We start from the raw sequence: 21,251 nt of genomic DNA on the forward strand, positions 1-21,251 counted from the left end.
TACAGGCTGTTTCTGCGTTTTGGTTACGAGATTTTATTTTGCTGGAGATACTTCGGCTTGCAGGTTCTCGTGCTGTCCCGGTCCGTACAGGCGGTATGCAGCATGATTGGTTGGACCGACATATTGATTCAGCGGGAATGAGTGGCGGATAGCCTCCGTAATGAATGCTTTGGCCAGTTCAATTGCTTCACGTGCAGTCTTGCCTTTTGCCAGCTCAGCGGCAATGGCTGCAGAATAAGTGCATCCTGCTCCGTGTGTGTAAGTCGTTGCAATCCGCTCGGATTCCAATACTTCGAAGTTCTTCCCATCGTATAGCACGTCTACGGCTGCTTCATGTTCAAGCTTACCGCCGCCTTTAACGATAACGTATTTAGCGCCGCGTTCTTGAATTTTGGCTGCGGCTTCTTTCATTTGTTCAACCGTTTTAATCGGACCCATACCGCTTAATTGAGATGCTTCGAACAGGTTTGGCGTCACGACAAGCGCCTTTGGCACGAGTACATCCCGCAAGCATTCGTTCGTTTCCGGATGTAGGGCTTCGTCTGCGCCTTTGCATACCATAACCGGATCGACAACAAGGTTTTTCAGTCCGTATTTTTCGATTTTTCCGGCAGCCATCTCAATGATATTGATAGAACCAAGCATACCTGTTTTTACAGCATTAACGCCAATACCGGCAATGACAGTTTCGAGCTGGGCTTCCAATGTTTTTACATCAATCGGAAATACATTATGGAACCAGTCGTTATGCGGATCCTGTGCTACGATAACTGTTAGCGCAGTCATACCATAGACGCCACGCTCCTGGAAGGTTTTAAGGTCTGCTTGGATACCAGCACCACCGCTCGTATCAGAACCGGCAATTGTCAATGCTTTATACATACTCATGGTTTTTAATCCCCCTTGCAACCGCAATTTCTTAGGTTTAGATGCTCTTATTCTGTGAGGGTTGAAAAAGGATTACTCATTCGTTTTGTGAATCGATCATTTTACATCTCACAGGCGGTTTTATTTTTATTATAACAATCGTTACGAAGAGTACAATCAAAAAGAGAAACAAGTTTATCTTTTCAAAATTTTCCCTCCGCCTCATATTGTCCTATTGCAAAAGTGAATAATGATATGGTATTATTTTTTTTGTATTAATTAGACGATGGTCAATTAACCTAATAATGAGGTGGTTGATTTGGCAGCAAGAAGAGCAGTAGATCAGGAACTTACAAGAGAGCGGATTTTAGATGCAGCAAGGGAACTATTTGTTACTCACGGATATAGAAATGTTTCTATGCGTCAAATCGCGAGGGAGTTAGGCTATAGTCACGGTTCAATTTATTATCATTTTGAGAACAAAGCGGAGCTTTTCTACGCATTGCTTAGTGAAGGTTTTGCGTTGCTAAGTCAAAGGTTCCACGAAATTATGAGATGTGAAGAACGGACCCCAAAAGTAAAATTAGAGGATATTCTGCTGGGATTCATTGAATTCGGACTGACTCATCAGAGTCATTATGAAATTATGTTTTTGATAAAGGATGAAGAAGTAAGAAGCTGTTTGCGACAAGAGCCGAACGAGAGCTATGAACAATTTGCGAGTGCAGTATATACATTGAGTGGGGAGAAAGCTGATATATCAAGAATATGGTCCGTCTTTTTGTCCCTTCATGGTTTTGTTTCGCATTATTACAAGACAGAACAAACCTTTTCCGATGTTGAGTCTGCCGCTAAGGCGCATGTTCGTTTTCTGTTAGGTATATTGCAATAAAAAATTTTTTTGGGTTTAATTGAACGATGGTTAATAAAATAAAGCTTATATCAGCGGGATCTTAGGGGCAGTTATCCTTTATGTAGTGTACTTGAGAGGGGATTTTACTGCCAGTTGGACCGGGATAAAAATGGGAGATGATACGAATGAGAAAAGCATTAGTACTGGGTGCTTCAGGCGGAATGGGATATGCACTTGTAAAGGAGTTGGCGGAGCAGGGTGTTCAAACGGTGGCTTTAGCTAGAACAGAAGAAAAACTCAACAGGCTGTTTAAAGAAATGGAAAATGTCCGCATTGCGGTGGGAAATGTGAATAAAATCGAAGACATCATAGATGCGGGAAAAGATGTAGATGTAATCTTTCATGCAGTTAATATCCCGTATCCGGAATGGGCGACAGGGCAATCTATTATTATGGAAAATATATTGGCCGCGGCTAAAGCTTTAAAGGCGAAGCTGGCAATTGTAGATAATATTTATGCATACGGAAGAGGAGATGGAAGGAAAATCGACGAAAGCTATCCTAAACGTCCACATACGAAAAAAGGCAACATCCGCCTTGAAATGGAACATATGGTTAATCAGGCCAGAGAGCGGGGCGTTCAATCTCTTATTGCGCATTTTCCGGACTTCTATGGTCCTCATGCGTCGAACACTGTCTTGCATCATACACTGGAGACGATACTGTCAGGTAAGAGAGCAATATTTGTTGGAAGACAGGATGTAGAGAGGGAGTATATTTTCACGCCGGATGGCGCAAAGGCTCTTGTCACATTAGCGATGCGGGAGGAAGCGTACGGACAAAATTGGAACATTCCGGGCTATGGAGTCATCTCCGGTCATCAGATAATTGCTATTATAAAGGAGATAACCGGTTATCGTGGAAAAGTAATGACCGTAGGCAAGGGGATGATCACATTTATCGGTTTATTCAACAAAATGATGTGGGAAGTAAGAGAAATGATGTATTTAATGGAAGAGCCTGTTGTTTTATCAGGTGACAAATATAAGACACAGATTGGACCGCTCCCGGCAACGCCATACGAGGAAGGGATAAGACGGACGCTGGAGTGGATGAAGGAGGTATAAGCATACACCATGATTTTGGTCGGTTTGACGGGTTGGGGCGATCATGATAACTTATATATCGATAAGATACCAAGCTCGGATAAATTGCAGGTATATAGTTCTTATTTTCCTGTTGTAGAAGTGGATAGTTCGTTTTATGCTGTACAGCCGGTAAAAAATTATGTAAAGTGGGTTCGGGATACACCAGAACGTTTTGGCTTTATCGTTAAAGCGTATCAGGGAATGACAGGGCACCTTCGAGGCGAGAATCCGTTTGAAAGCATGGGAGAGATGTTTGACGCATTTAAGAGGTCCATAGAGCCGGTATTAGAGGCTGGAAAGCTGAAAGCCGTACTGTTTCAGTATCCACCCTGGTTTGATTGCACACAGAAGAATGTAGGCATTCTCCGCTATACGAAAGAGAAGATGGAAGGCATTCCGGTTGCACTCGAATTCCGTCACCAGAGCTGGTTTGCGCCTCGTATGAGAGAGAATACGCTGGCATTTATGGAACGGGATGGCTGGATACATAGCATTTGTGATGAGCCACAGGCGGGAGTTGGCTCTGTTCCGACTGTCCTGCATCCGACCCACCCGGAATTGACAATTGTGCGGTTCCATGGACGTAACGTATCCGGATGGCATAGCAGTGGCCAACCAAATTGGCGAGACGTTCGTTATCTGTACCGCTACAGCACAGATGAACTAAAAGAATGGAAAGATAAACTTGAATTCCTTCAAACAAAATCCAAAGAAATATGTGTAGTGTTCAACAATAACTCTGGTGGCGATGCGGCCGACAATGCGAAGGAAATGATGGAACTTCTTGGGGTTGAGTACCAGGATTTAGGACCTCACCAATTGAAACTTTTTTAACTAAAGTGCAAAAAAATTTAGATGAATACTAAACTAAAAAAGGAAGAAAAGAGTTTGTAATTGGTAATTTACGGACTTTTTTTCTTCCTTTTTATTGAATTAAAAACTTTTTTCTTCATATATGAAATATTTATGAAATTAATTTGTGAATTTTTCTTGTCGATTTTGTTACAAGGTCACTGTTATGCGGTAACTCTGCTATAATAGGCGTCGCATCCTAACTTTATTAGTATTAGCACCATGAAAAGGGGAGTAAAATAAAGGAAATTTACGTACAGAAAATTGCATGTAAAAAATGGATGTATAGCGTCTTAAGGAATACAGAAGGGAGGTAACTGGAGCAGTTATGACTAAAAAAGGTCTTGTGAAATTAGGTGCAATATTACCTTTTTTGCTGCTATTGCTCACTGGTTGTACAGAAAAAATCGATGTTCTAGACCCTAAAGGGCCGGTTGCGCAGGAACAGTATAACCTGATTCTTTGGTCTTTCGCACTGGTATCGCTTGTATTGATCGTTGTATTTGTCTTGTTTACCATTATTCTCATTCGTTACCGTGAGAGACCGGATAATATGGATTATGAGCCGCCGGATACACATGGAAATACCAAATTGGAGATTCTGTGGACGTTGATTCCGGTTATTATTGTTATGGCTCTTGCTATTCCGACTGTTCAAATTACGTACGGATTGGAGAAAAAACCTGAGCAAGAACCAATGAAAATCCAGGTAGTTGCAGCAGACTGGAAATGGATTTTCAAGTATCCTGAGCAAGGAATTGAAACAGTAAACTATGTTAATATTCCAGCGGGACAAAAGATTAACTTCCAGCTTGACTCAACGGCAAATATGAATTCTTTCTGGGTGCCAAAGCTGGGCGGACAGGAATACACGATGCCTGGACATACCGGTTATCTTATGTTGCAGGCTGATGAACCAGGTGAATTCGACGGAAAGAGCGCTAACTTTACGGGTGAGGGATTTGCGCATATGAACTTTAAAGTGATTGCGCAAAAACCTGAGGACTTCGATAAGTGGGCTAGAGAAACAAAAGCAACAGCACCAAAGCTGACTGATGAGAAATTCCAAGAAATTATTAAAAAAGGCATACTGGAAGAACGTCTGACATTCTCCGGTACACATGACGATTCGGTAATTGAAACCGTACATCAATACCGCAAAAAAACTGGCGAGTCTGGTGGCCATGAGCAACATTAATACATTAACTTTTTGACGGAAGGAGGAAGGAAAAGTGCGTTGGGATGAATTTTTTGTAACAGGCGACCCGATGATCTACGCTGCGGATGCTTCCATTGTGCTAGCCACAATTGCAATCGTAGCTGTACTAACGTACTTTAAGAAGTGGAAATGGCTCTGGACAGAGTGGCTTACTACCGTTGATCATAAGAAAATCGGTATCATGTATATTCTTGCCGCTCTTTTGATGATGTTCCGGGGTGGAGTAGATGGATTGCTCATGCGTATCCAATTGGCTGCACCGGAAATGAAATTCTTAGAGTCTGAGCACTATAACCAAATCTTTACTACACACGGTACGATCATGATTCTTTTCATGGCGATGCCGTTTATTTTCGGTATGATTAACGTCGCGATGCCGCTACAAATCGGTGCCCGTGACGTTGCGTATCCTTGGCTGAACGCTTTGAGCTTCTGGCTCTTCTTCGCGGGTGCGATGCTGTTCAACCTTTCATTCGTTATTGGTGGTTCTCCTGATGCCGGATGGACCAGCTATACGCCGCTGGCTAGTCTTGAGCATAGCCCAGGGGTAGGTCAGAACTATTATTTATGGGGACTTCAGCTGTCCGGTATCGGTTCATTAGCGAGTGGTATTAACTTTATTGTGACCATTCTGCGTATGCGTGCGCCAGGTATGACATTGTCGAAAATGCCAATGTTTACTTGGTCTGTACTGATTACTTCTGTAATCATTGTGTATGCGTTTCCGATTTTGACAGTTGCTTTGGCACTGCTTACATTCGACCGGATGTTTGGAACTCACTTCTTTACGGTTGATGGTGGCGGGATGCCGATGATGTGGGTAAACTTGTTCTGGATGTGGGGTCACCCTGAGGTATATATCGTTATTCTTCCGGCATTCGGCATTTTCTCCGAGATCGTAAGTACGTTCTCGCGGAAACGTCTGTTCGGTCATAATGCAATGGTTATCTCTATGATTGCGATTGCAGGTTTAAGCTTTATCGTATGGGCGCATCACTTCTATACGATGGGTGCAGGACCGGGTGTTAACTCATTCTTCTCGGTTTCGACGATGCTTATTGCTATACCTACAGGTGTTAAAATCTTTAACTGGCTGGCTACGATGTATAAAGGACGGATTAGCTTCACAGTTCCGATGCTATGGACGCTTGCGTTTATTCCTAACTTCGTAGTTGGTGGGGTGACAGGCGTTATGCTTGCAGCCGCTCCAGCCGACTATCAGTACCATAACAGCTACTTCCTGATATCGCACTTCCACTATGTGCTAATCGGTGGTGTTGTATTCGGTATGATCGCCGGTCTGTACTATTGGTGGCCAAAACTGTTTGGTTTCAAACTGAACGAGCGTCAAGGTAAGCATGGCTTCTGGTGGTTTATGATTGGTTTTAACCTTACATTCTTCCCGCAGTACATTCTTGGTCTGATGGGAATGCCGCGCCGTATTTATATGTATACCAACACTGACTGGAGCGCCTTAAACATGGCTTCCACAATTGGTACGTTTATGCAAGGTGTCGGTTTCTTGATTATTTGTTACAATATCTACTGGAGCATCCGTTACGCACCGCGTACAAATGAAGCGGACCCGTGGAACGGTCGTACATTGGAGTGGGCAATTCCTTCTCCGGCTCCATATTATAACTTCTCACGCATACCTGAGATTAAAGAAATGGATCCGGTATGGTACGCTAAGAAACGCGGTGAGAAGGTGATTGACGGACCGCTTGAGAAGTTCCATATGCCAAGCAACTCTGGCGTCCCTGTTATTATGGGCGGTTTGTTCTTTGTTTTTGGTTTCGGATTCGTCTTCGGATGGTTCTGGATGGCAATTCCAGCTTTCATCGGTATTTTGATTTGTATGGCCACACGCTCGTTCGATTATGATGATGGCTATTATGTAAGTGTCGATGAAGTTAAGAAGATAGAGGGGGTGTAACGAATGGCAGCACACGTTGATCCTGGTTACAAAGGACCTCTCGAATACAGTACAGAAGAAAGCAGAATGAATATTCTCGGTTTCTGGATTTTCTTGGGGGCTGAGTTTGTTCTCTTCTCGTGTCTGTTTGCAATGTACATTATTTTGCAAGGAAGTACAGCAGGCGGACCGACACCGAAAGAATTGTTTGAGTTCAAAAGTATGCTTATCCAAACCCTTTTGCTTTTGACAAGTAGCTTTACCTGCGGTTTGGCCATTCATGAAATGCGCCGCGGCAAATCGAAAGGGCTTGCGATCTGGTTAATTATTACCTTACTCTTGGGTCTTGGCTTCCTGTACATGGAGATCGAAGAGTTCTTGCTCTATGTTAACCATGAGGGAGCTACATGGGGTACGAGCGCGTTCCTGTCCTCCTTCTTCGTGTTGGTGGGTACGCATGGAGCGCACGTAACTCTCGGTTCTCTCTGGATGATAGGTATTATCATCCAAGTGCTACAGCGCGGTCTTACGCCGAGAACGACACGTAAAGCGTTCATTATTGGTCTGTACTGGCACTTCCTGGACGTTATGTGGGTTTTCATCTTTACGGTCGTATACTTGACAGGAATGGTGGTGTAATCGATGGCTTCACATAATGATAATGGCGAACAATATGTAGAAGAACATGATCATCATGGCTTTCCTTGGAGTCACGTTATCGGTTTTATCTTGTCGCTCGTGTTGACCGGCGCTGCATTTTGGGCTATGCTCGTTTCCGGATTGTCTGTGAATGTAGCCATCGGTGTTAGCTTAGTACTGGCGATTCTGCAGGTATTCGTTCAGTTGTATATGTTTATGCACATTCGTGAAAGTAAATCTGCTATTTTCCAAAAGGGAGGCATTTACTTCGGCCTGTTTGTAGCCTTTACGGTTGTGTTTGGTTCCATCTTCGTTATGTGGTATGTGTTGATGAACCATACGTATTAATTTAATGATAAGAAAGCGGGTTGCTATAAATGAAGCAGCCCGCTTTTTTGTTTTTGATAATGTTGTGGTAAAAATAAGGAAAAGACATATCAGATGAGGTGGATAGCTATGATACATACGTTTGAAATGAAAACGTCGCAGCGTGACCAATTTACTGAAATTACGGATAAAGTGCGTGAACTTATAGCACAGCAACATGTGCAGAACGGTGTGGTAACAGTGTATTGTCCTCAGGACTAGTCAGGCCCATTACCGAAAGTTTTCGGCTTTTACGAAAAGATTATTTAGCTTATCATAATAAAGAATGACAAGCGCATATTATTCACGAATGGAGTGATGGAAAGCGTGCGTAATGAAAACATAGTTGAGCAGGGGCAGGAGCTTGCGACGTTTGCAGGAGGCTGCTTCTGGTGTATGGTCTCGCCGTTTGAAGAAATGCCGGGAATTATCAGGGTGGTATCCGGCTATACGGGTGGTCATAAGGAAAATCCCACATATGAAGAAGTATGTTCCGAGACGACAGGTCATTATGAGGCGGTACAGATTACGTATAATCCTGATGTATTTCCGTATGACAAGCTGCTTGAACTCTACTGGCAGCAAATCGATCCGACCGACCCCGGCGGACAGTTCCACGATCGTGGACAATCGTATCAGACTGTAATTTTTTATCATAACGAGGAACAAAAGCAAAAGGCGGAAGCTTCTAAAAAGTCCTTAGAAGAGAGTGGGCGATTCAGTCAGCCGATTGTAACGAAGATTCTACCTGCCTCCCCCTTTTATCCGGCCGAAGAATACCATCAGGCATACCATAGAAAAAATCCGTTGCATTATAGGATGTACCGTAAAGGCTCGGGCCGCGAAGCATTTATCGAAGAGAATTGGGGCCAGAAACGGAATAAAGAACTGTTGAAGAAAAAGCTAACGCCTATGCAGTATGAGGTAACACAAAATAATGGTACAGAACCTCCGTTCCGTAACGAGTACTGGGATAATAAACGAGAAGGCATTTATGTTGACATCGTCTCTGGAGAGCCATTGTTCAGCTCACGTGACAAATTTGATTCGGGTTGCGGCTGGCCGAGCTTTACCAGACCGTTGCATGATGAGCGGATTGAAGAAAAGCAGGATTACAGTCACTTTATGGTACGGACCGAAGTGCGGAGCAAAGGGTCTGACTCGCATCTGGGCCACGTATTTGACGATGGACCGGCTCCTGCGGGATTACGTTATTGTATCAACTCCGCCGCACTGCGCTTCATACCAAAAGAGGATATGGAGAAAGAAGGGTACGGTCGTTACCTGGCCATGTTCGAGAAGAATGAATAAGTTTATGCAAAAATAAAAGTGTACCGGAAAGTGCGGTGTTCTGTTTCATATGAAACGGGACACCGCCTTTTTTATTTTGAAAAATACATTTCTTTAACAATCTATTCACTTTGCCATAACAATATCGCTGTATTGTATAAGTAACAAGTGAATAGGCCAAGGTTGGAGTCTGGGAGAAACCTCAAATAGAACTTACAAGAAAGCGATGCGTACGCGCGTTTATGACAGTATGTGGACGCGGCTTATGCCCTGTAATTCTATTTAAGGTTTTTTTGTTTGAAAGGAGACGAACCGTGAAGCGCACAGATTTTTATGCAGAGCTTGAGGCAAGCAGGAAGATCGCATCAATTAAAGATGAGAAGTTTCTGGAGAAAGCATTGGATGCTGATGTAGGCGCCGTCGTACTGTCCATTGGTAATATCGGGAATATCACACGTTACGTCCAGCTTTACAAATCGCATGGTATTTTCGTATTCGTTCATCCCGAGCGTATTGGTGGCATGAGCCAGGATAAGGAGGGAATTGCTTTTTTGGCCAGGTGCGTGAAGCCGGACGGCATTGTCACAACGAGAAACAGCCTGATAAAGCAGGCGAAAAAGCATGGGTTGCTTACGATACAGCGCTTTTTTCTTGTAGATAGCGACGCAATTAAATCAAGCCTGGAATCTGTTCGGGAGACGGCACCCGATGCAGTAGAAATTATGCCGGGTCTTCTACCGGAGTTCATCACTGAATTCCGTAGGCATATCTGTGTACCTGTTATTGCTGGCGGGCTGTTATCGAACCGTAATCAAATGGTCAAGGCGTTGCGCAATGGAGCGATTGCGGTGTCCATGGGAAATCATCGGTTATGGAGGGAGAAGGTAAACGGTGAACCATATTCGTTGTCTGCTGTTTGATCTGGATGGAACCTTGCTTGACAGCCGGGACTCGGTAATTGATGCCGTATATGCGACAGCGGAAGCGCATGTGCCGGGACTTTTTACAAGAGAGGCGATTTTGGCACGATTCGGCGAGTCATTTGACAACTTCATTGAAGTTATCGAAACTTCACTGGGCGGAAGATACACAAGGGAGCAGGTATTCCAATATTATTTCGAGCATCTGAATGCGTACCATGATCGTACAGTTCGCCTGTTTCCCGGCATTCAAGAAGAGCTGGAAGCATTGAAGACATCAGGTTACAGACTTGGGATTGTAACGAATAAACAGAAGGGCTTTACGATGAGAGGTTTGCAGATAGCGGGCATTTTGCAGGTATTCGACTCCATTGTTACGGTCGATGATGTTCATGCGGGCAAGCCTTCTGCAGAGCCTATATTGAGGGGAATGGCGGAATTACGGGCTATGCCGGAAGAGACGGCTATGGTCGGTGACAGCAAGTATGATTTGCTTGCCGCTAAAGCCGCAGGGGTTACAAGCGTGCTTATTGATTGGTATGGTGCAATTTGTGACATTGATGTATGTCCTGATTATTACTTTTTAAATATTCAAGAGCTTACAAGTGGACTTATGCTGGCGAAAGCGAAATGAAAGGAGCGATGATCGAATGGCTGAAGTCACTTTGAAGCAGATTACGAAAAAATACGAGAATCAAGCAGTCATTGAGAACTTGAACCTGAGCGTCCCGGATGGCTCGTTTACTGTATTGGTTGGTCCTTCCGGCTGTGGAAAATCGACGACGCTTCGAATGATAGCAGGACTGGAGTCAATAACCGAGGGCGAACTACAAATTGGAAACGAAAAGGTCAATCATACGCCGCCTGGCAAACGGGATGTAGCGATGGTATTTCAAAACTATGCGCTGTATCCAACGATGAGCGTATTCGACAATATTGGATTCGGGCTCAGGAATAGGGGGCTTTCTCGCGTAGAGACGAAAAAACAGGTGGAAGAGATTGCGGAAGTGGTCGGTTTAACCGATTATTTGCAGCGTAAGCCGTCCCATTTATCCGGGGGACAACGACAGCGGGTAGCATTGGCGAGAGCTATGGTGAAGAAGCCGAAGGTATTTCTGATGGACGAACCGTTATCCAATCTGGATGCCAAGCTACGTAATCAAATGCGCGTTGAATTAACGTCCCTGCATAAGCAGATGGGAACCACCTTTATTTATGTGACGCATGATCAAGTTGAGGCAATGACAATGGGCGATCAGATTGTTGTAATGAATCAAGGTGAGATTCAGCAGGTTGCTTCTCCTATCGATCTATATTCCATGCCGGCGAACTTGTTTGTCGCCCAGTTCATTGGATCGCCACCGATGAATGTTGTTTCTATGTATAATCAGCCTTCCTGCGTCATCGGATTTCGTCCCGAAAAGGCCGCTATTGATGTGTTTGAGAGCTTGGATACGGTAGCGGGCAAGGGGCTTATGCTGAATGGGGTGCTTGTCTCCCGTGAAATTCTTGGTTCAGAGCTACTATATTATGTTGAGACGAAGGATGAGCGAGTGGTTGTAAAAGGAAGTACAGAAAGCATTATTGAGGTAGGAATGAATGTCCGGGTATCTGTGGATGCCAAGCACCTATATTTCTTTGATAGAGCAACAGGAACGAGAATAATCGGTGAGAAAAGGAAGGCTATGGCGAATTCTGTAATAGGAGGAATCGCATAAATGCAAAATGAAGCGGTAGCGAAGCCGGAAATCGAAATGCTTGAATCGGCACATGCGCAGGCATGGCCCCAGCAGAAGCCAGCTTGGGGTCGCTGGGAAACGATTCGACCATACGCTTATGTAACGCCCGCGCTCCTGTTTTTCGCCCTGTTTTTCTTCTATCCGATCGGATATGTGATGTACTTGAGCTTTCATGATTGGTCATTGCTGAATCTTGAAGCAAAAGAGTGGGTTGGATTTGCCAACTTTACGGAGTTATTTCAGGAACAGGACTTTTATCAGGTCGTAATAAATACCGGATTGTTTACAGTACTGACGGTAGCTCTAGGTATCGGGCTTGCATTCTTGCTGGCGTTGTGGCTGAATCGAAAAGCAAAAATATACGGAATCATTCAGGGCACGATTTTTAGTCCGCACATTATCTCGCTCGTATCTGTATCCATGCTCTGGATGTGGATGATGGATCCGCAATATGGCCTGCTGAATGCAGTCTTAGAAGCTTTGGGTTTGCCTGCATACACGTGGCTGAGTGATACGAAGAGCGCATTGTTATCTCTTGTCTTGGTTAGTGTATGGAAAGTGGTTGGCTATAACACTATCGTTTTCATTGCAGGGCTGCAAAGCATTCCGCGTGATATTTATGAAGCGGCGGAGCTGGATCGTTCATCACGTATCAAAACGCTGTACAAAATTACAGTACCGATGCTTTCTCCAACAATTTTTTTCCTGCTGGTCATTAATACGATCTCTTCGTTTCAGGTGTTCGATACGATTGCCATTATGACGCAGGGGGGACCGGTGAGTAGCACGAATATGCTTGTCTACTATATTTATGAACAAGGTATGGATTTTTTTAACGGAGGCATTGCTTCTGCAGCTTCAGTCATTCTACTTGGCCTAGTAGGTTTGTTGACGCTCGTCCATTTTGCATTTATGTCCCGGCGGGTGCATTACCGTTAACTGGTGACGGAAGAAAGGAGACTATACTGTGTACCCACTTCGCCTATACGTGTTTAAAACAATTGAATGGCTGCTTCTGCTAGCAGTGGCGCTTCTTTTCGTCTTCCCATTCTTATGGATGGCATTGACCGCTTTTAAGACATTGCCGGAAGTCTTCCGCTTTCCCCCAACATTTCTGCCGGAAAGCTGGCAAATTCAAAACTTTGCTGTGGCCTGGAAATCGGGTCCGTTCCTGACTTATCTTGTGAATAGTCTGTTTGTGGCTTTGTCCATTCTTGTGCTGCAATTGTTCACTGCTGTACCTGCTGCCTATGCTTTTGCGAGGTATAAGTTTAAGGGACGTAATGTATTGTTTGGATTAACGCTCATCGCACTAATGATACCTCCTCAGGTCATTTTTCTACCGATTTACGTATTTATGAGTGAATGGAATTTGGTCAATACGCTCTGGTCACTCATCCTGCCCTACGGTGCCAGTGCATTTGGAATTTTTCTTTTGCGACAGGCATTCATGCAGGTACCGGATGAGGTTATAGAGGCAGCTCGTCTGGATAATGCAAGCGAATGGAAAATTATGTGGAAGGTCATGGTGCCTATGGCCAAGCCGGTGCTGGTCACATTCGGTCTGTTCAGCTTTATTTATCATTGGAATGATTACTTCTGGCCGCTTATTATGACGAACAATGAGCAGGTTCGTACATTGCCGATTGGCGTGGCGATGATGAAGTCAAGTGAAGGGGATACGCTGTGGCATGTCATTATGGCCGGCAACATGATTCTTGTCGTTCCGATTCTCATTATCTTTTTCTTTGCGCAACGGCACATTATTAATGCGTTTGTATACCAATCGAAATAACATAGAAGGAATTTTAAGGAGGAAAGCCGGATATGAAAAGGTGGGCTAGTGTTTTTTTGATGCTGTTGTTGAGTGTATCATTGCTGGTTGCAGGTTGTAGCCAGTCTGCTTCTAAAACAGGCGGTGCGGCCGAAGGAGAGAAATCGGCTGGAGCGGGAGACGGAAAACCGGTAGAAATCGATTTTTGGTATGCGCTTGGAGGCAAGAACGGTAAAAAGATTGAAGAGATGGTGCAAAAATTTAATGAAACACATAAAGATATTGTTGTAAAGCCGGCATATCAGGGTGATTACTATCAGAATCACGCGAAAGTGCTGTCGGCTATAACTGCTGGTAATCAGCCTGATGTTACGATGGTCGAGGCGGGTGTCGTCGGTACGTTTGCTAATGCAAAGGCGCTTGAAGACTTAGGACCCTATGCAAAAGAGATGGAGACAAAGTACATACCTGGACTGATGGGTAACTCGTATTGGAAAGACAAGTTATATGCGGTGCCGTTCAACCGCTCCACTCCACTTCTATATGTGAATAAGGACAAATTGAAGGAAGCAGGGCTTGACCCGGCAGGTCCAAAAACATGGGATGAGCTTATTGAATACTCACGTAAATTGACGAAAAAAGAAGGCGACAAAACAAAGACGTATGGTTTTTCCACGCCTATTGATATCTGGTTTTATGAAGCGCTCGTATTCCAAAATGGAGGCAGCATTCTGAGCGAGGACGGCAAGCAACTGGCGATTAATAATGAAGCAGGTAAAGCGCCAATCAAGCTTTGGACGAGTATGGTGAAGGAAGGGATTATGAAAAACCCTCCAGGTGAGAAGTACAATGCATGGGATGTAGCAAAGCAAGATTTCCTGAATGGACAGGTAGCTATGATTTTCACCTCAACAGGCGATTTGCAGGCGCTTGAATCCAATGCAAAGTTCGATGTCGGTACTGCATTTCTGCCAGCAGGTAAGACATACGGCGCTCCAACAGGGGGAGCCAATCTCGTCGTGCTGGCCAAATCTTCTGACGCAAAAAAGAAAGCAGCATGGGAGTTCATCCAATGGATGACCGATACACCACAAACAATTGACTGGTCGCTTGCTTCCGGATACATGCCGGCAACGACAGAAGCGGTGGAATCCAAACAAATGCAGGATGTATATAAAGAAAGACCAAACCTTAAAGTAGCGGTCGATCAGCTTGAATATGCAAAGGCCCGTCCAATGGTTCCGGGATACAAAGAATTGCAGGAAGTTATTATGGCAGAGCTTCAGCGGGCGATGCTTGGTCAAGCGACACCGGATGAGGCGATAGCCGCTGTGGAGAAGAAGGCCGAGAAGATTTTAAAGAAATAAATGCGATAGACACGCATAAATAACAACCGGGAAGGTAAAGTAACTTCCCGGTTTCAGGTGCAGAGAAGGAGGAGTAGATAATGAATACTTGTATGGCTCACCGGGGATGGTCTGGAAGAGCACCGGAGAACACGATGGCGGCTGTTCGTCTAGCATTGACGCATCCCGGCATTCAAGCAATGGAAATTGACGTACAATTATCAAAGGATGGCGTACCCGTATTGATGCATGATTTCGAGCTTGGCAGAACGGTCAACGCCAGTGGCACGGTGAAAGATTATACGCTGGAAGAGCTCAGGCAATTCGATGCAGGTTCATGGTTTAACGAAGCTTTTGCAGGAGAGAAGATACCATCACTTGAAGAAGTATTGGGGGAAGTGCGCGGTAAGCTTCTTCTAAACATTGAGCTGAAAACTGCAGGCGATATGTACCCTGGGCTGGAAGAAAAGGTAGCAGACCTGATACGTCTGTATGGTATGGAGAGGGAGGCGTACGTCTCATCGTTTGATCATGACGCGGTGGCACGCATACACGAACTGGCCCCTGAATTAACAAAAGGCTTGATTTTTGGAGGGAAGTCTACATTGCTGCGTGAGCAACTTGCAGTAACAGGAGCAACGATTCTCTCTATCCCGTACCCTTATCTGACTCCTGGCTTTGTACACGAGATGATTGAGGAAGGCTATACAGTGATTGCCTGGACGGTAGATAATGCGGAACATATCCGGCAACTAATAGATTTTCATCCGGAATTGCAGATTTGCACGAATCATCCAGATCGGATGCTAGAATTAATAAACAAAGCGTAAAAAGAACGAAAAGCTCTGTACACAGACAGGGCTTTTTCTATTCTTTATGCCCCTTTATTACCCGTAAGAAAAAACCGCAACATGAAATTTTTTCAATATAAATGTGCAAAAAGTTACAACTTTAGGGTTGTAAGATTTGGTTTACCTGCTATAATCTATATCAGTATTTCGCATGCGAAATATTTGGATCGGAAATATTTTGAAGAGGAATATGAAATGCAGAACCCATCTAAACAAATTCGACTTCTTATACGGCAGATTCATCAGTCATTCTTAGAAGTGCTGACCAGCGAGCTTGCCGCCTTTAACATTACAGGTCCGCAGCTGCTCGTACTTCGCTGTCTGAAACGTGAGCCTCAGCGCATGTCCGATATTAGTAAACAATTGGGGTTATCCAATAGTACAGTGTCGGGTATTGTAGATCGACTTGAAGAAAACGGGTACGTGCGACGTGTACGTGACGAGAAAGACCGTCGTGTCGTACTGGTTAATTTCGGAAAGAAGTTCGAAGAAATCTGCAAGGAAGTTCCTATTCTGCAAGACAACTACTTCGACGGATTGCTTTCCGGGATGACAGAGGAGGAGGTACATACGATTATCCGCTCACTGCAATTGCTGGCCGGGCACTTAACAGAGAAATTAGAAGAAAAAAAGAAATGAAAAATTTTTTCGCAAAACCTTTGTATGCAAAATATTAGAAAAGGAAAGTAAACGGAAAGAGGGAGAAGAATGAACCGAAAGAGCTTACTATGGATTCTTCTTTTGGCAATGATTATTAGTGGGGGAGGCATTGGTTACTATTATTGGTATCAAGGTGCGCATTATGTTAAAACCGAAGATGCGCGTATTCAAGGCGACCAGTATCGAGTTATGCCGCAAATTGCCGGAGAGATCACGCAAATTCATGTTGAAGAAGGCGATGTTTTACGTAAGAATGATGTGGTTGCAGAGCAAGATCCAGCTAATATGGATCCTAGCATGGTCAATCGTTCTATACTACGCGCCCCTATTGATGGCATGGTAATGAAAATTTATATGAAACAGCACGAAATTGGTTCGCCGAGTCAAGCAGTGGCGATGATGATGGACACGAATCATCTATATGTGTCTGCTAATATTGAAGAAACTGATATTGCTAAAATCCGCCCTGGACAGATGGTGGATATTACGCTGGATACATTAAATGGAAAAACAATAACCGGGAAAATAAGGAAGATAGGAACGGCTTCTAACGCTGTATTTTCTCTTATCCCGGCAACGAACACGAGCGGTAACTTCAATAAAGTAACACAGCGTATTCCAGTTGAAATCAGCATCAACAAACCGGATGATATGGAATTGATTCCCGGCACAAACGTCGAAGTCAAAGTCCATATTGCCTAGCAAGGAGGAATGGCTGTGAGTGCTGCAACAGCTACCGCCTCTCCTCAGGCTCAGTCATCGGGATATCGGTGGCTTGCATTAATTGCTATTATTGTCGGAGCATTTGTTGCTATTCTAAATAATAGTTTGATTAATGTAGCGCTACCAAAGCTGACTAACGTATTCGGCTCCACCACGGATCGAATTCAATGGGTATTGACTGGCTATATGCTGGCATCAGGTGTAATTATCCCGATCAGCGGCTATATGGGAGATCGGCTTGGATATAAAAAGTTTTTCATTATCTCACTTGGTGTGTTTACTTTAGGGACGTTGTTTTGTGCTTTAGCGTGGAGCGATACATCGCTTATTGTCGCCCGTATTATTGCCGGGCTGGGCGGCGGTGTTATTATGCCTATTAGCATGTCAATTATTTACAAGATCATGCCTCGTGAACAAATTGGCACAGCGCTCGGTCTTTGGGGTGTATCAGCAATGGTGGCACCTGCTGTCGGACCGACGTTAAGTGGGTATTTAATAGAGATGTTTAACTGGCGCTTTTTGTTTATTATTAATATTCCTGTAGCGATACTGGCTATTGTGCTTGTTTCTGTGCTGCTACAGGAAACAGAAAAAGTTGAAGGAAAGACCTTTGATACTTGGGGGTTTTTGCTGGCCGCCACATCGGCGGGTACATTGCTATACGCATTAAGTAATGGTCAATCGAAAGGCTGGACATCATTTGAAATTGTAGCTCTATTTTTTATTTCATTCTGGACGCTTGTCTTCCTTCTCTGGGTGGAGGCAGGTAAGGAAGATCCAATTATTGACTTAAGTTTACTTAAGAACTTCACTTATACACTAAGCGTTATTGCTGCAAGTCTTGTAACGATAGGCATGTTCGGTGGCGTATTTTTAACCCCTATTTTTCTTCAAAATATCCAAGGGGTATCACCTATTGATACGGGGATTATTCTGATTCCTCAGGCGATCGCAATGGCTGTTATGATGCCGATTGCGGGGCGTTTGTTCGATAAAATCGGAGTGATTCCATTAGGATTGGTTGGTTTAACTATTACAAGCGTGATGACATATGAACTTCACCGCTTGACGGTGGATACGTCTTTTGCGTGGCTGGAAACCGTACTTGCGATACGTGGAATCGGGATTGGACTTTGTATGATGCCATTATCTACTGCAGGGATGAACGCTGTGGCACCCCAGCAGGTCGGGAATGCATCATCGCTGTCCAATCTTATCCGACAAGTGGCATCTTCGATGGGGATTGCTGTACTGACTGCGCTTATGCAGCAGAGAACGACATTGCATGCACAGCATATTGCCGAATCAATAAACGAGGCGAGTGTTCAGTATTTCCAAGGCATACTCGGAACGAGTGCCATGTCTTCACTTGGCGGTATCATTCAACGGGAAGCAATGGCATGGGGAATTGCAGATACGTTTCTTATTTCTTCCATACCGCTATTTATTACAATTCCGCTCGTATTGCTATTTTGGAAGAAAAAGAAAGCGCCGGAAGTACAGGCAAGCTAGAAGATAAAGGGAAAGAAAGGGAGAAATCATGGGAAGAAGAGCGAAACGGACAAAGGCGATCACGTATTTATTGCTAGGGGCTGTGGCGCTTGCAGGCTGTACTACCAGTGCCAAGGAAGCGGCGTCAGATGCACCGATTTCTGTTAAGGTAGCACAGGCACAGGAAGGTGCGCTCGGCGGTAAAGTGTATACAGGAACGGTCATGCCGGATCAAAAAGTGAACATTATGCCCAAAATGGCGGGGAAAATTATAGACATTCCTGTAGATGTTGGTATGCGGGTGAAAAAAGGCCAGGTTTTGTTCCGACTAGAGGATAAAGACTTGAAGAACGCTGTTACGAAAGCGGACGCGGCTGTGTCAGCGGCACAAGCAAGCATCCAGACTGCACAAGCAGCCCGGGAGTCCGGTATTGTCCAGGCGACTGGCGGTGCTGTACAGTCGAAAAACGGAGTGTTACAGGCGAAGAATGCTATGATTCAAGCTCAGGGAGCTATCACGCAGGCTAACAGTGCGCTTGAGCAGGCAACGCATGTGGTAGAAGATGCGATTACTTCCTTTGACAAAGCGAAGCAGGCGCTTAATGATGCTACGACAAATCATGATCGAATGAAGCAACTGTTCGCTCAAGGAGCAGTATCCCAGGTTCAGCTTGATCAGGCGGAAACGGCGCTGGTGAATGCGCAGGCAGGCTATCGCAGTGCAGAGATTGCCCGTACGAATGCACAGGAGAAAGTAGCTGCAGCGAAAAAGTCACTTGCTACAGCACAAAAGGCATATGATAATGCATCGGCTAGCTACCAGAATGCAAACGGTGGCTATGAGAATGCGCAGAAACAAGTTGGTGTAGCGCAAAATACAGCTGGCATTGAAGCAAGCCAACAGGCGTTGAAACAGGCGCAGGTAGGGGCGAATATCGCACGCGATATGCTGGCAGATGCGACCGTCGTCTCACCGATTAACGGGATTATTGGTGCCAAAAATGCTGAAATCGGCGAGATGGTATCTATGCAGTCCCCGGTATTGGTTGTAGCAAATCTGGATACTGTAAATATGCTCGTATATTTGCCAGCGGACCAGGTTAATAATGTGCAGCCGGGTAGCCAGGTACAGGTCAAGGCATCCGCATTCGATTATGTAACGACAGGAACAGTGAAGAATATCAGCCCACTTGATGAAAAAGGAAAAGGATATCCAGTGCAGATTACCGTAGCAAATCCAGATTTGAAATTAAAATCCGGTATGCTGGCGGAGGTGCGTATTCTGGCACCTGATACACAGCACGGTATTGTAATCCCGTCATCGGCGCTTGTAAAAGAGAAAGACAAAACGTATGTTTACGTTCTTGAAGGTGACAAGGCAAAACGGGTAGAGGTGAAAACGAGTGGTGAGCGGGGGGCAGAGGCGCTAGTAACGGACGGCCTAAAAAAAGGAACCCGTGTGATTACTACTAATGTGGCCCTGTTATCTGACGGTGCTAAAATTGAATTAAATCAATAATATGCAATAAGGCCCACCATGTTTTTTGGTGGGTCTTATTTTTTGTAACAAACTACTATTTACAAAATATTTAGACGGAAAATATAATAGAGTCGCATGTCGAGAAAAGGAGAAAATAAAATGAAGAAAAAATGGATTGCAGTTGTATGCTGTCTAGCATTAATGCTTACCTCATTTGTTTCCCTGGCCGCAGCAAAGCCGAAGACGTCTGAGGGAAGCATAGCGGCTGAACACATTACCAATCTGGCTGAAAGTCTAGGTGATCGTGTGGCCGGAACGGAAGATGAGAAGAAAGCTGCGCAATATATCGCACAAGAATTGAAAAAGGTTGGCTTACAACCTACATTGCAGCCTTTTGTCACAAAGAACAGGGCTAAAGAAGAGATTTCTTCGCAAAATGTAGTAGCCATAAAACCGGGTAAATCCTCTAAGCAATTGATTGTCGGAGCGCATTATGACACGGTTAAAGGGGTACAGGGGGTAGATGATAACGGTTCAAGCGTAGGTGTGCTGCTTGAGGTAGCGAAACAGCTACAGAATAAAAAAACGCCTTATACTGTTACGTTCATTTTCTTTGGCGCTGAGGAGATTGGAACAAAGGGTTCAGAGTATTATGCCTCGCAAATGAAGCCGGAGGAAATTAAAAATACAGTAGCTATGATTAACCTGGACAGTCTAATTGCCGGAGATAAGATGTATGTATACGGAAATGAAGGTAAAGCCGGCTGGGTACGGGAGCAAGCACTGGACATTGCAAAGAAGAAGAAATTGAACGTGGGGACAAATCCGGGACACAACCCGGAATTTCCAAAGGGAACTACAGGTGATTGGAGCGATCATGCACCTTTTCAAAAGCTGGGCATTCCTTTCGGTTATTTCGAAGCAACAAACTGGGCGCTTAGGGACAAGGATGGATATACCCAGACAGAGAAGCATGGGGCTATCTGGCATGATCCACAAAAAGATAACCTTTCGTTCATTCAAGCAGAATTTCCTGGAAGGATGGAAGAGCACCTCCATACTTTCACCATACTTTTAACGGAGCTAATCACACATATTGATCCACCGAAAAAATAAAA

The 21,251-nt window shown here is 44.5% G+C and carries 22 protein-coding genes; 21 read left to right on the forward strand and 1 reads right to left on the reverse strand.

Features of this window, described 5'->3' with window-relative positions; genetic code table 11:
• Window positions 1-33: 33 nt before the first annotated feature.
• Window positions 34-888 carry a pyridoxine/pyridoxal/pyridoxamine kinase gene (gene pdxK, locus HMPREF0083_RS11870; RefSeq protein ID WP_021621617.1) on the reverse strand — a complete coding sequence of 285 codons (855 nt, stop codon included), beginning with the start codon at window positions 886-888 and terminating at the stop codon, window positions 34-36.
• A 298-nt stretch (window positions 889-1,186) separates the two neighbouring features.
• On the opposite strand from pdxK, the gene HMPREF0083_RS11875 reads away from it, so the two are divergent.
• From HMPREF0083_RS11875 to HMPREF0083_RS11970, 21 genes are all read left to right on the forward strand, one after another.
• Window positions 1,187-1,759 carry a TetR/AcrR family transcriptional regulator gene (locus tag HMPREF0083_RS11875; RefSeq protein WP_040302500.1) on the forward strand — a complete coding sequence of 191 codons (573 nt, stop codon included), beginning with the start codon at window positions 1,187-1,189 and terminating at the stop codon, window positions 1,757-1,759.
• A 146-nt stretch (window positions 1,760-1,905) separates the two neighbouring features.
• Entirely contained in the window at window positions 1,906-2,847 is a 942-nt protein-coding gene (locus HMPREF0083_RS11880; RefSeq protein WP_040302502.1) for an SDR family NAD(P)-dependent oxidoreductase, read from the forward strand.
• A gap of 9 nt (window positions 2,848-2,856) precedes the next feature.
• Window positions 2,857-3,702, forward strand: a complete 846-nt coding sequence (locus tag HMPREF0083_RS11885) for a DUF72 domain-containing protein (RefSeq protein WP_021621621.1) — start codon at window positions 2,857-2,859, stop codon at window positions 3,700-3,702.
• 346 nt (window positions 3,703-4,048) lie between these two features.
• A complete protein-coding gene (gene qoxA / locus HMPREF0083_RS11890) occupies window positions 4,049-4,918 on the forward strand; it encodes a cytochrome aa3 quinol oxidase subunit II (RefSeq protein ID WP_021621622.1) in 870 nt (289 codons plus the stop codon).
• Between the two features lie 34 nt (window positions 4,919-4,952).
• Window positions 4,953-6,875: a cytochrome aa3 quinol oxidase subunit I gene (gene qoxB / locus HMPREF0083_RS11895; protein WP_021621623.1), complete on the forward strand. Its 1,923-nt coding sequence runs from the start codon at window positions 4,953-4,955 to the stop codon at window positions 6,873-6,875.
• Window positions 6,876-6,878: 3 nt separating this feature from the next.
• Window positions 6,879-7,493 carry a cytochrome aa3 quinol oxidase subunit III gene (qoxC, locus tag HMPREF0083_RS11900; RefSeq protein WP_021621624.1) on the forward strand — a complete coding sequence of 205 codons (615 nt, stop codon included), beginning with the start codon at window positions 6,879-6,881 and terminating at the stop codon, window positions 7,491-7,493.
• 3 nt (window positions 7,494-7,496) lie between these two features.
• Complete coding sequence (qoxD, locus tag HMPREF0083_RS11905; RefSeq protein ID WP_021621625.1) at window positions 7,497-7,841, forward strand: cytochrome aa3 quinol oxidase subunit IV; 345 nt, start codon at window positions 7,497-7,499, stop codon at window positions 7,839-7,841.
• A gap of 108 nt (window positions 7,842-7,949) precedes the next feature.
• A complete protein-coding gene (locus tag HMPREF0083_RS29750) occupies window positions 7,950-8,081 on the forward strand; it encodes a YjbQ family protein (protein WP_262360675.1) in 132 nt (43 codons plus the stop codon).
• Between the two features lie 105 nt (window positions 8,082-8,186).
• The gene (gene msrB, locus HMPREF0083_RS11910) at window positions 8,187-9,170 is read left to right on the forward strand and encodes a peptide-methionine (R)-S-oxide reductase MsrB (protein WP_262360676.1); all 984 of its coding nucleotides are present in this window, start codon (window positions 8,187-8,189) and stop codon (window positions 9,168-9,170) included.
• A gap of 293 nt (window positions 9,171-9,463) precedes the next feature.
• The gene (locus HMPREF0083_RS11915; RefSeq protein WP_040302504.1) at window positions 9,464-10,069 is read left to right on the forward strand and encodes a glycerol-3-phosphate responsive antiterminator; all 606 of its coding nucleotides are present in this window, start codon (window positions 9,464-9,466) and stop codon (window positions 10,067-10,069) included.
• Entirely contained in the window at window positions 10,041-10,703 is a 663-nt protein-coding gene (locus HMPREF0083_RS11920) for an HAD family hydrolase (RefSeq protein ID WP_021621630.1), read from the forward strand. The genes HMPREF0083_RS11915 and HMPREF0083_RS11920 overlap by 29 nt, the downstream gene beginning before the upstream one ends.
• Before the next feature lie 16 nt (window positions 10,704-10,719).
• Window positions 10,720-11,787 carry an ABC transporter ATP-binding protein gene (locus HMPREF0083_RS11925; RefSeq protein WP_021621631.1) on the forward strand — a complete coding sequence of 356 codons (1,068 nt, stop codon included), beginning with the start codon at window positions 10,720-10,722 and terminating at the stop codon, window positions 11,785-11,787.
• Window positions 11,788-12,747 carry a carbohydrate ABC transporter permease gene (locus HMPREF0083_RS11930; protein WP_021621632.1) on the forward strand — a complete coding sequence of 320 codons (960 nt, stop codon included), beginning with the start codon at window positions 11,788-11,790 and terminating at the stop codon, window positions 12,745-12,747.
• 28 nt (window positions 12,748-12,775) lie between these two features.
• A complete protein-coding gene (locus HMPREF0083_RS11935) occupies window positions 12,776-13,603 on the forward strand; it encodes a carbohydrate ABC transporter permease (RefSeq protein WP_040302506.1) in 828 nt (275 codons plus the stop codon).
• Between the two features lie 32 nt (window positions 13,604-13,635).
• Window positions 13,636-14,949, forward strand: coding sequence for an ABC transporter substrate-binding protein (locus HMPREF0083_RS11940; protein WP_021621634.1), 1,314 nt, complete (start codon window positions 13,636-13,638; stop codon window positions 14,947-14,949).
• A gap of 80 nt (window positions 14,950-15,029) precedes the next feature.
• Window positions 15,030-15,758: a glycerophosphodiester phosphodiesterase gene (locus HMPREF0083_RS11945; RefSeq protein ID WP_040302508.1), complete on the forward strand. Its 729-nt coding sequence runs from the start codon at window positions 15,030-15,032 to the stop codon at window positions 15,756-15,758.
• 216 nt (window positions 15,759-15,974) lie between these two features.
• Window positions 15,975-16,418 (forward strand): MarR family winged helix-turn-helix transcriptional regulator, encoded by a 444-nt coding sequence (locus HMPREF0083_RS11950; protein WP_040302528.1) that lies wholly within the window; start codon window positions 15,975-15,977, stop codon window positions 16,416-16,418.
• A 69-nt stretch (window positions 16,419-16,487) separates the two neighbouring features.
• Window positions 16,488-17,141, forward strand: coding sequence for an HlyD family secretion protein (locus HMPREF0083_RS11955; RefSeq protein ID WP_021621637.1), 654 nt, complete (start codon window positions 16,488-16,490; stop codon window positions 17,139-17,141).
• Window positions 17,142-17,156: 15 nt separating this feature from the next.
• A complete protein-coding gene (locus HMPREF0083_RS11960) occupies window positions 17,157-18,674 on the forward strand; it encodes a DHA2 family efflux MFS transporter permease subunit (protein ID WP_040302510.1) in 1,518 nt (505 codons plus the stop codon).
• 28 nt (window positions 18,675-18,702) lie between these two features.
• Entirely contained in the window at window positions 18,703-20,172 is a 1,470-nt protein-coding gene (locus tag HMPREF0083_RS11965; RefSeq protein WP_021621639.1) for an efflux RND transporter periplasmic adaptor subunit, read from the forward strand.
• Window positions 20,173-20,292: 120 nt separating this feature from the next.
• Window positions 20,293-21,249, forward strand: a complete 957-nt coding sequence (locus HMPREF0083_RS11970; protein WP_040302512.1) for a M20/M25/M40 family metallo-hydrolase — start codon at window positions 20,293-20,295, stop codon at window positions 21,247-21,249.
• Window positions 21,250-21,251: the final 2 nt, after the last annotated feature.

The organism is Aneurinibacillus aneurinilyticus ATCC 12856 (genome assembly GCF_000466385.1).
GTDB classification, from domain to species: Bacteria; Bacillota; Bacilli; order Aneurinibacillales; family Aneurinibacillaceae; genus Aneurinibacillus; species Aneurinibacillus aneurinilyticus.

Bases quoted from the DNA above. Each gene is read 5' to 3' on its own strand.
- pdxK (WP_021621617.1), bottom strand. From the start codon at position 888: ATGAGTATGTATAAAGCATTGACAATTGCCGGTTCTGATACGAGCGGT.
- HMPREF0083_RS11880 (WP_040302502.1), top strand. From the start codon at position 1,906: ATGAGAAAAGCATTAGTACTGGGTGCTTCAGGCGGAATGGGATATGCA.
- HMPREF0083_RS11885 (WP_021621621.1), top strand. From the start codon at position 2,857: ATGATTTTGGTCGGTTTGACGGGTTGGGGCGATCATGATAACTTATAT.
- qoxA (WP_021621622.1), top strand. From the start codon at position 4,049: ATGACTAAAAAAGGTCTTGTGAAATTAGGTGCAATATTACCTTTTTTG.
- qoxC (WP_021621624.1), top strand. From the start codon at position 6,879: ATGGCAGCACACGTTGATCCTGGTTACAAAGGACCTCTCGAATACAGT.
- qoxD (WP_021621625.1), top strand. From the start codon at position 7,497: ATGGCTTCACATAATGATAATGGCGAACAATATGTAGAAGAACATGAT.
- HMPREF0083_RS29750 (WP_262360675.1), top strand. From the start codon at position 7,950: ATGATACATACGTTTGAAATGAAAACGTCGCAGCGTGACCAATTTACT.
- HMPREF0083_RS11925 (WP_021621631.1), top strand. From the start codon at position 10,720: ATGGCTGAAGTCACTTTGAAGCAGATTACGAAAAAATACGAGAATCAA.
- HMPREF0083_RS11930 (WP_021621632.1), top strand. From the start codon at position 11,788: ATGCAAAATGAAGCGGTAGCGAAGCCGGAAATCGAAATGCTTGAATCG.
- HMPREF0083_RS11940 (WP_021621634.1), top strand. From the start codon at position 13,636: ATGAAAAGGTGGGCTAGTGTTTTTTTGATGCTGTTGTTGAGTGTATCA.
- HMPREF0083_RS11945 (WP_040302508.1), top strand. From the start codon at position 15,030: ATGAATACTTGTATGGCTCACCGGGGATGGTCTGGAAGAGCACCGGAG.
- HMPREF0083_RS11950 (WP_040302528.1), top strand. From the start codon at position 15,975: ATGCAGAACCCATCTAAACAAATTCGACTTCTTATACGGCAGATTCAT.
- HMPREF0083_RS11955 (WP_021621637.1), top strand. From the start codon at position 16,488: ATGAACCGAAAGAGCTTACTATGGATTCTTCTTTTGGCAATGATTATT.
- HMPREF0083_RS11965 (WP_021621639.1), top strand. From the start codon at position 18,703: ATGGGAAGAAGAGCGAAACGGACAAAGGCGATCACGTATTTATTGCTA.
- HMPREF0083_RS11970 (WP_040302512.1), top strand. From the start codon at position 20,293: ATGAAGAAAAAATGGATTGCAGTTGTATGCTGTCTAGCATTAATGCTT.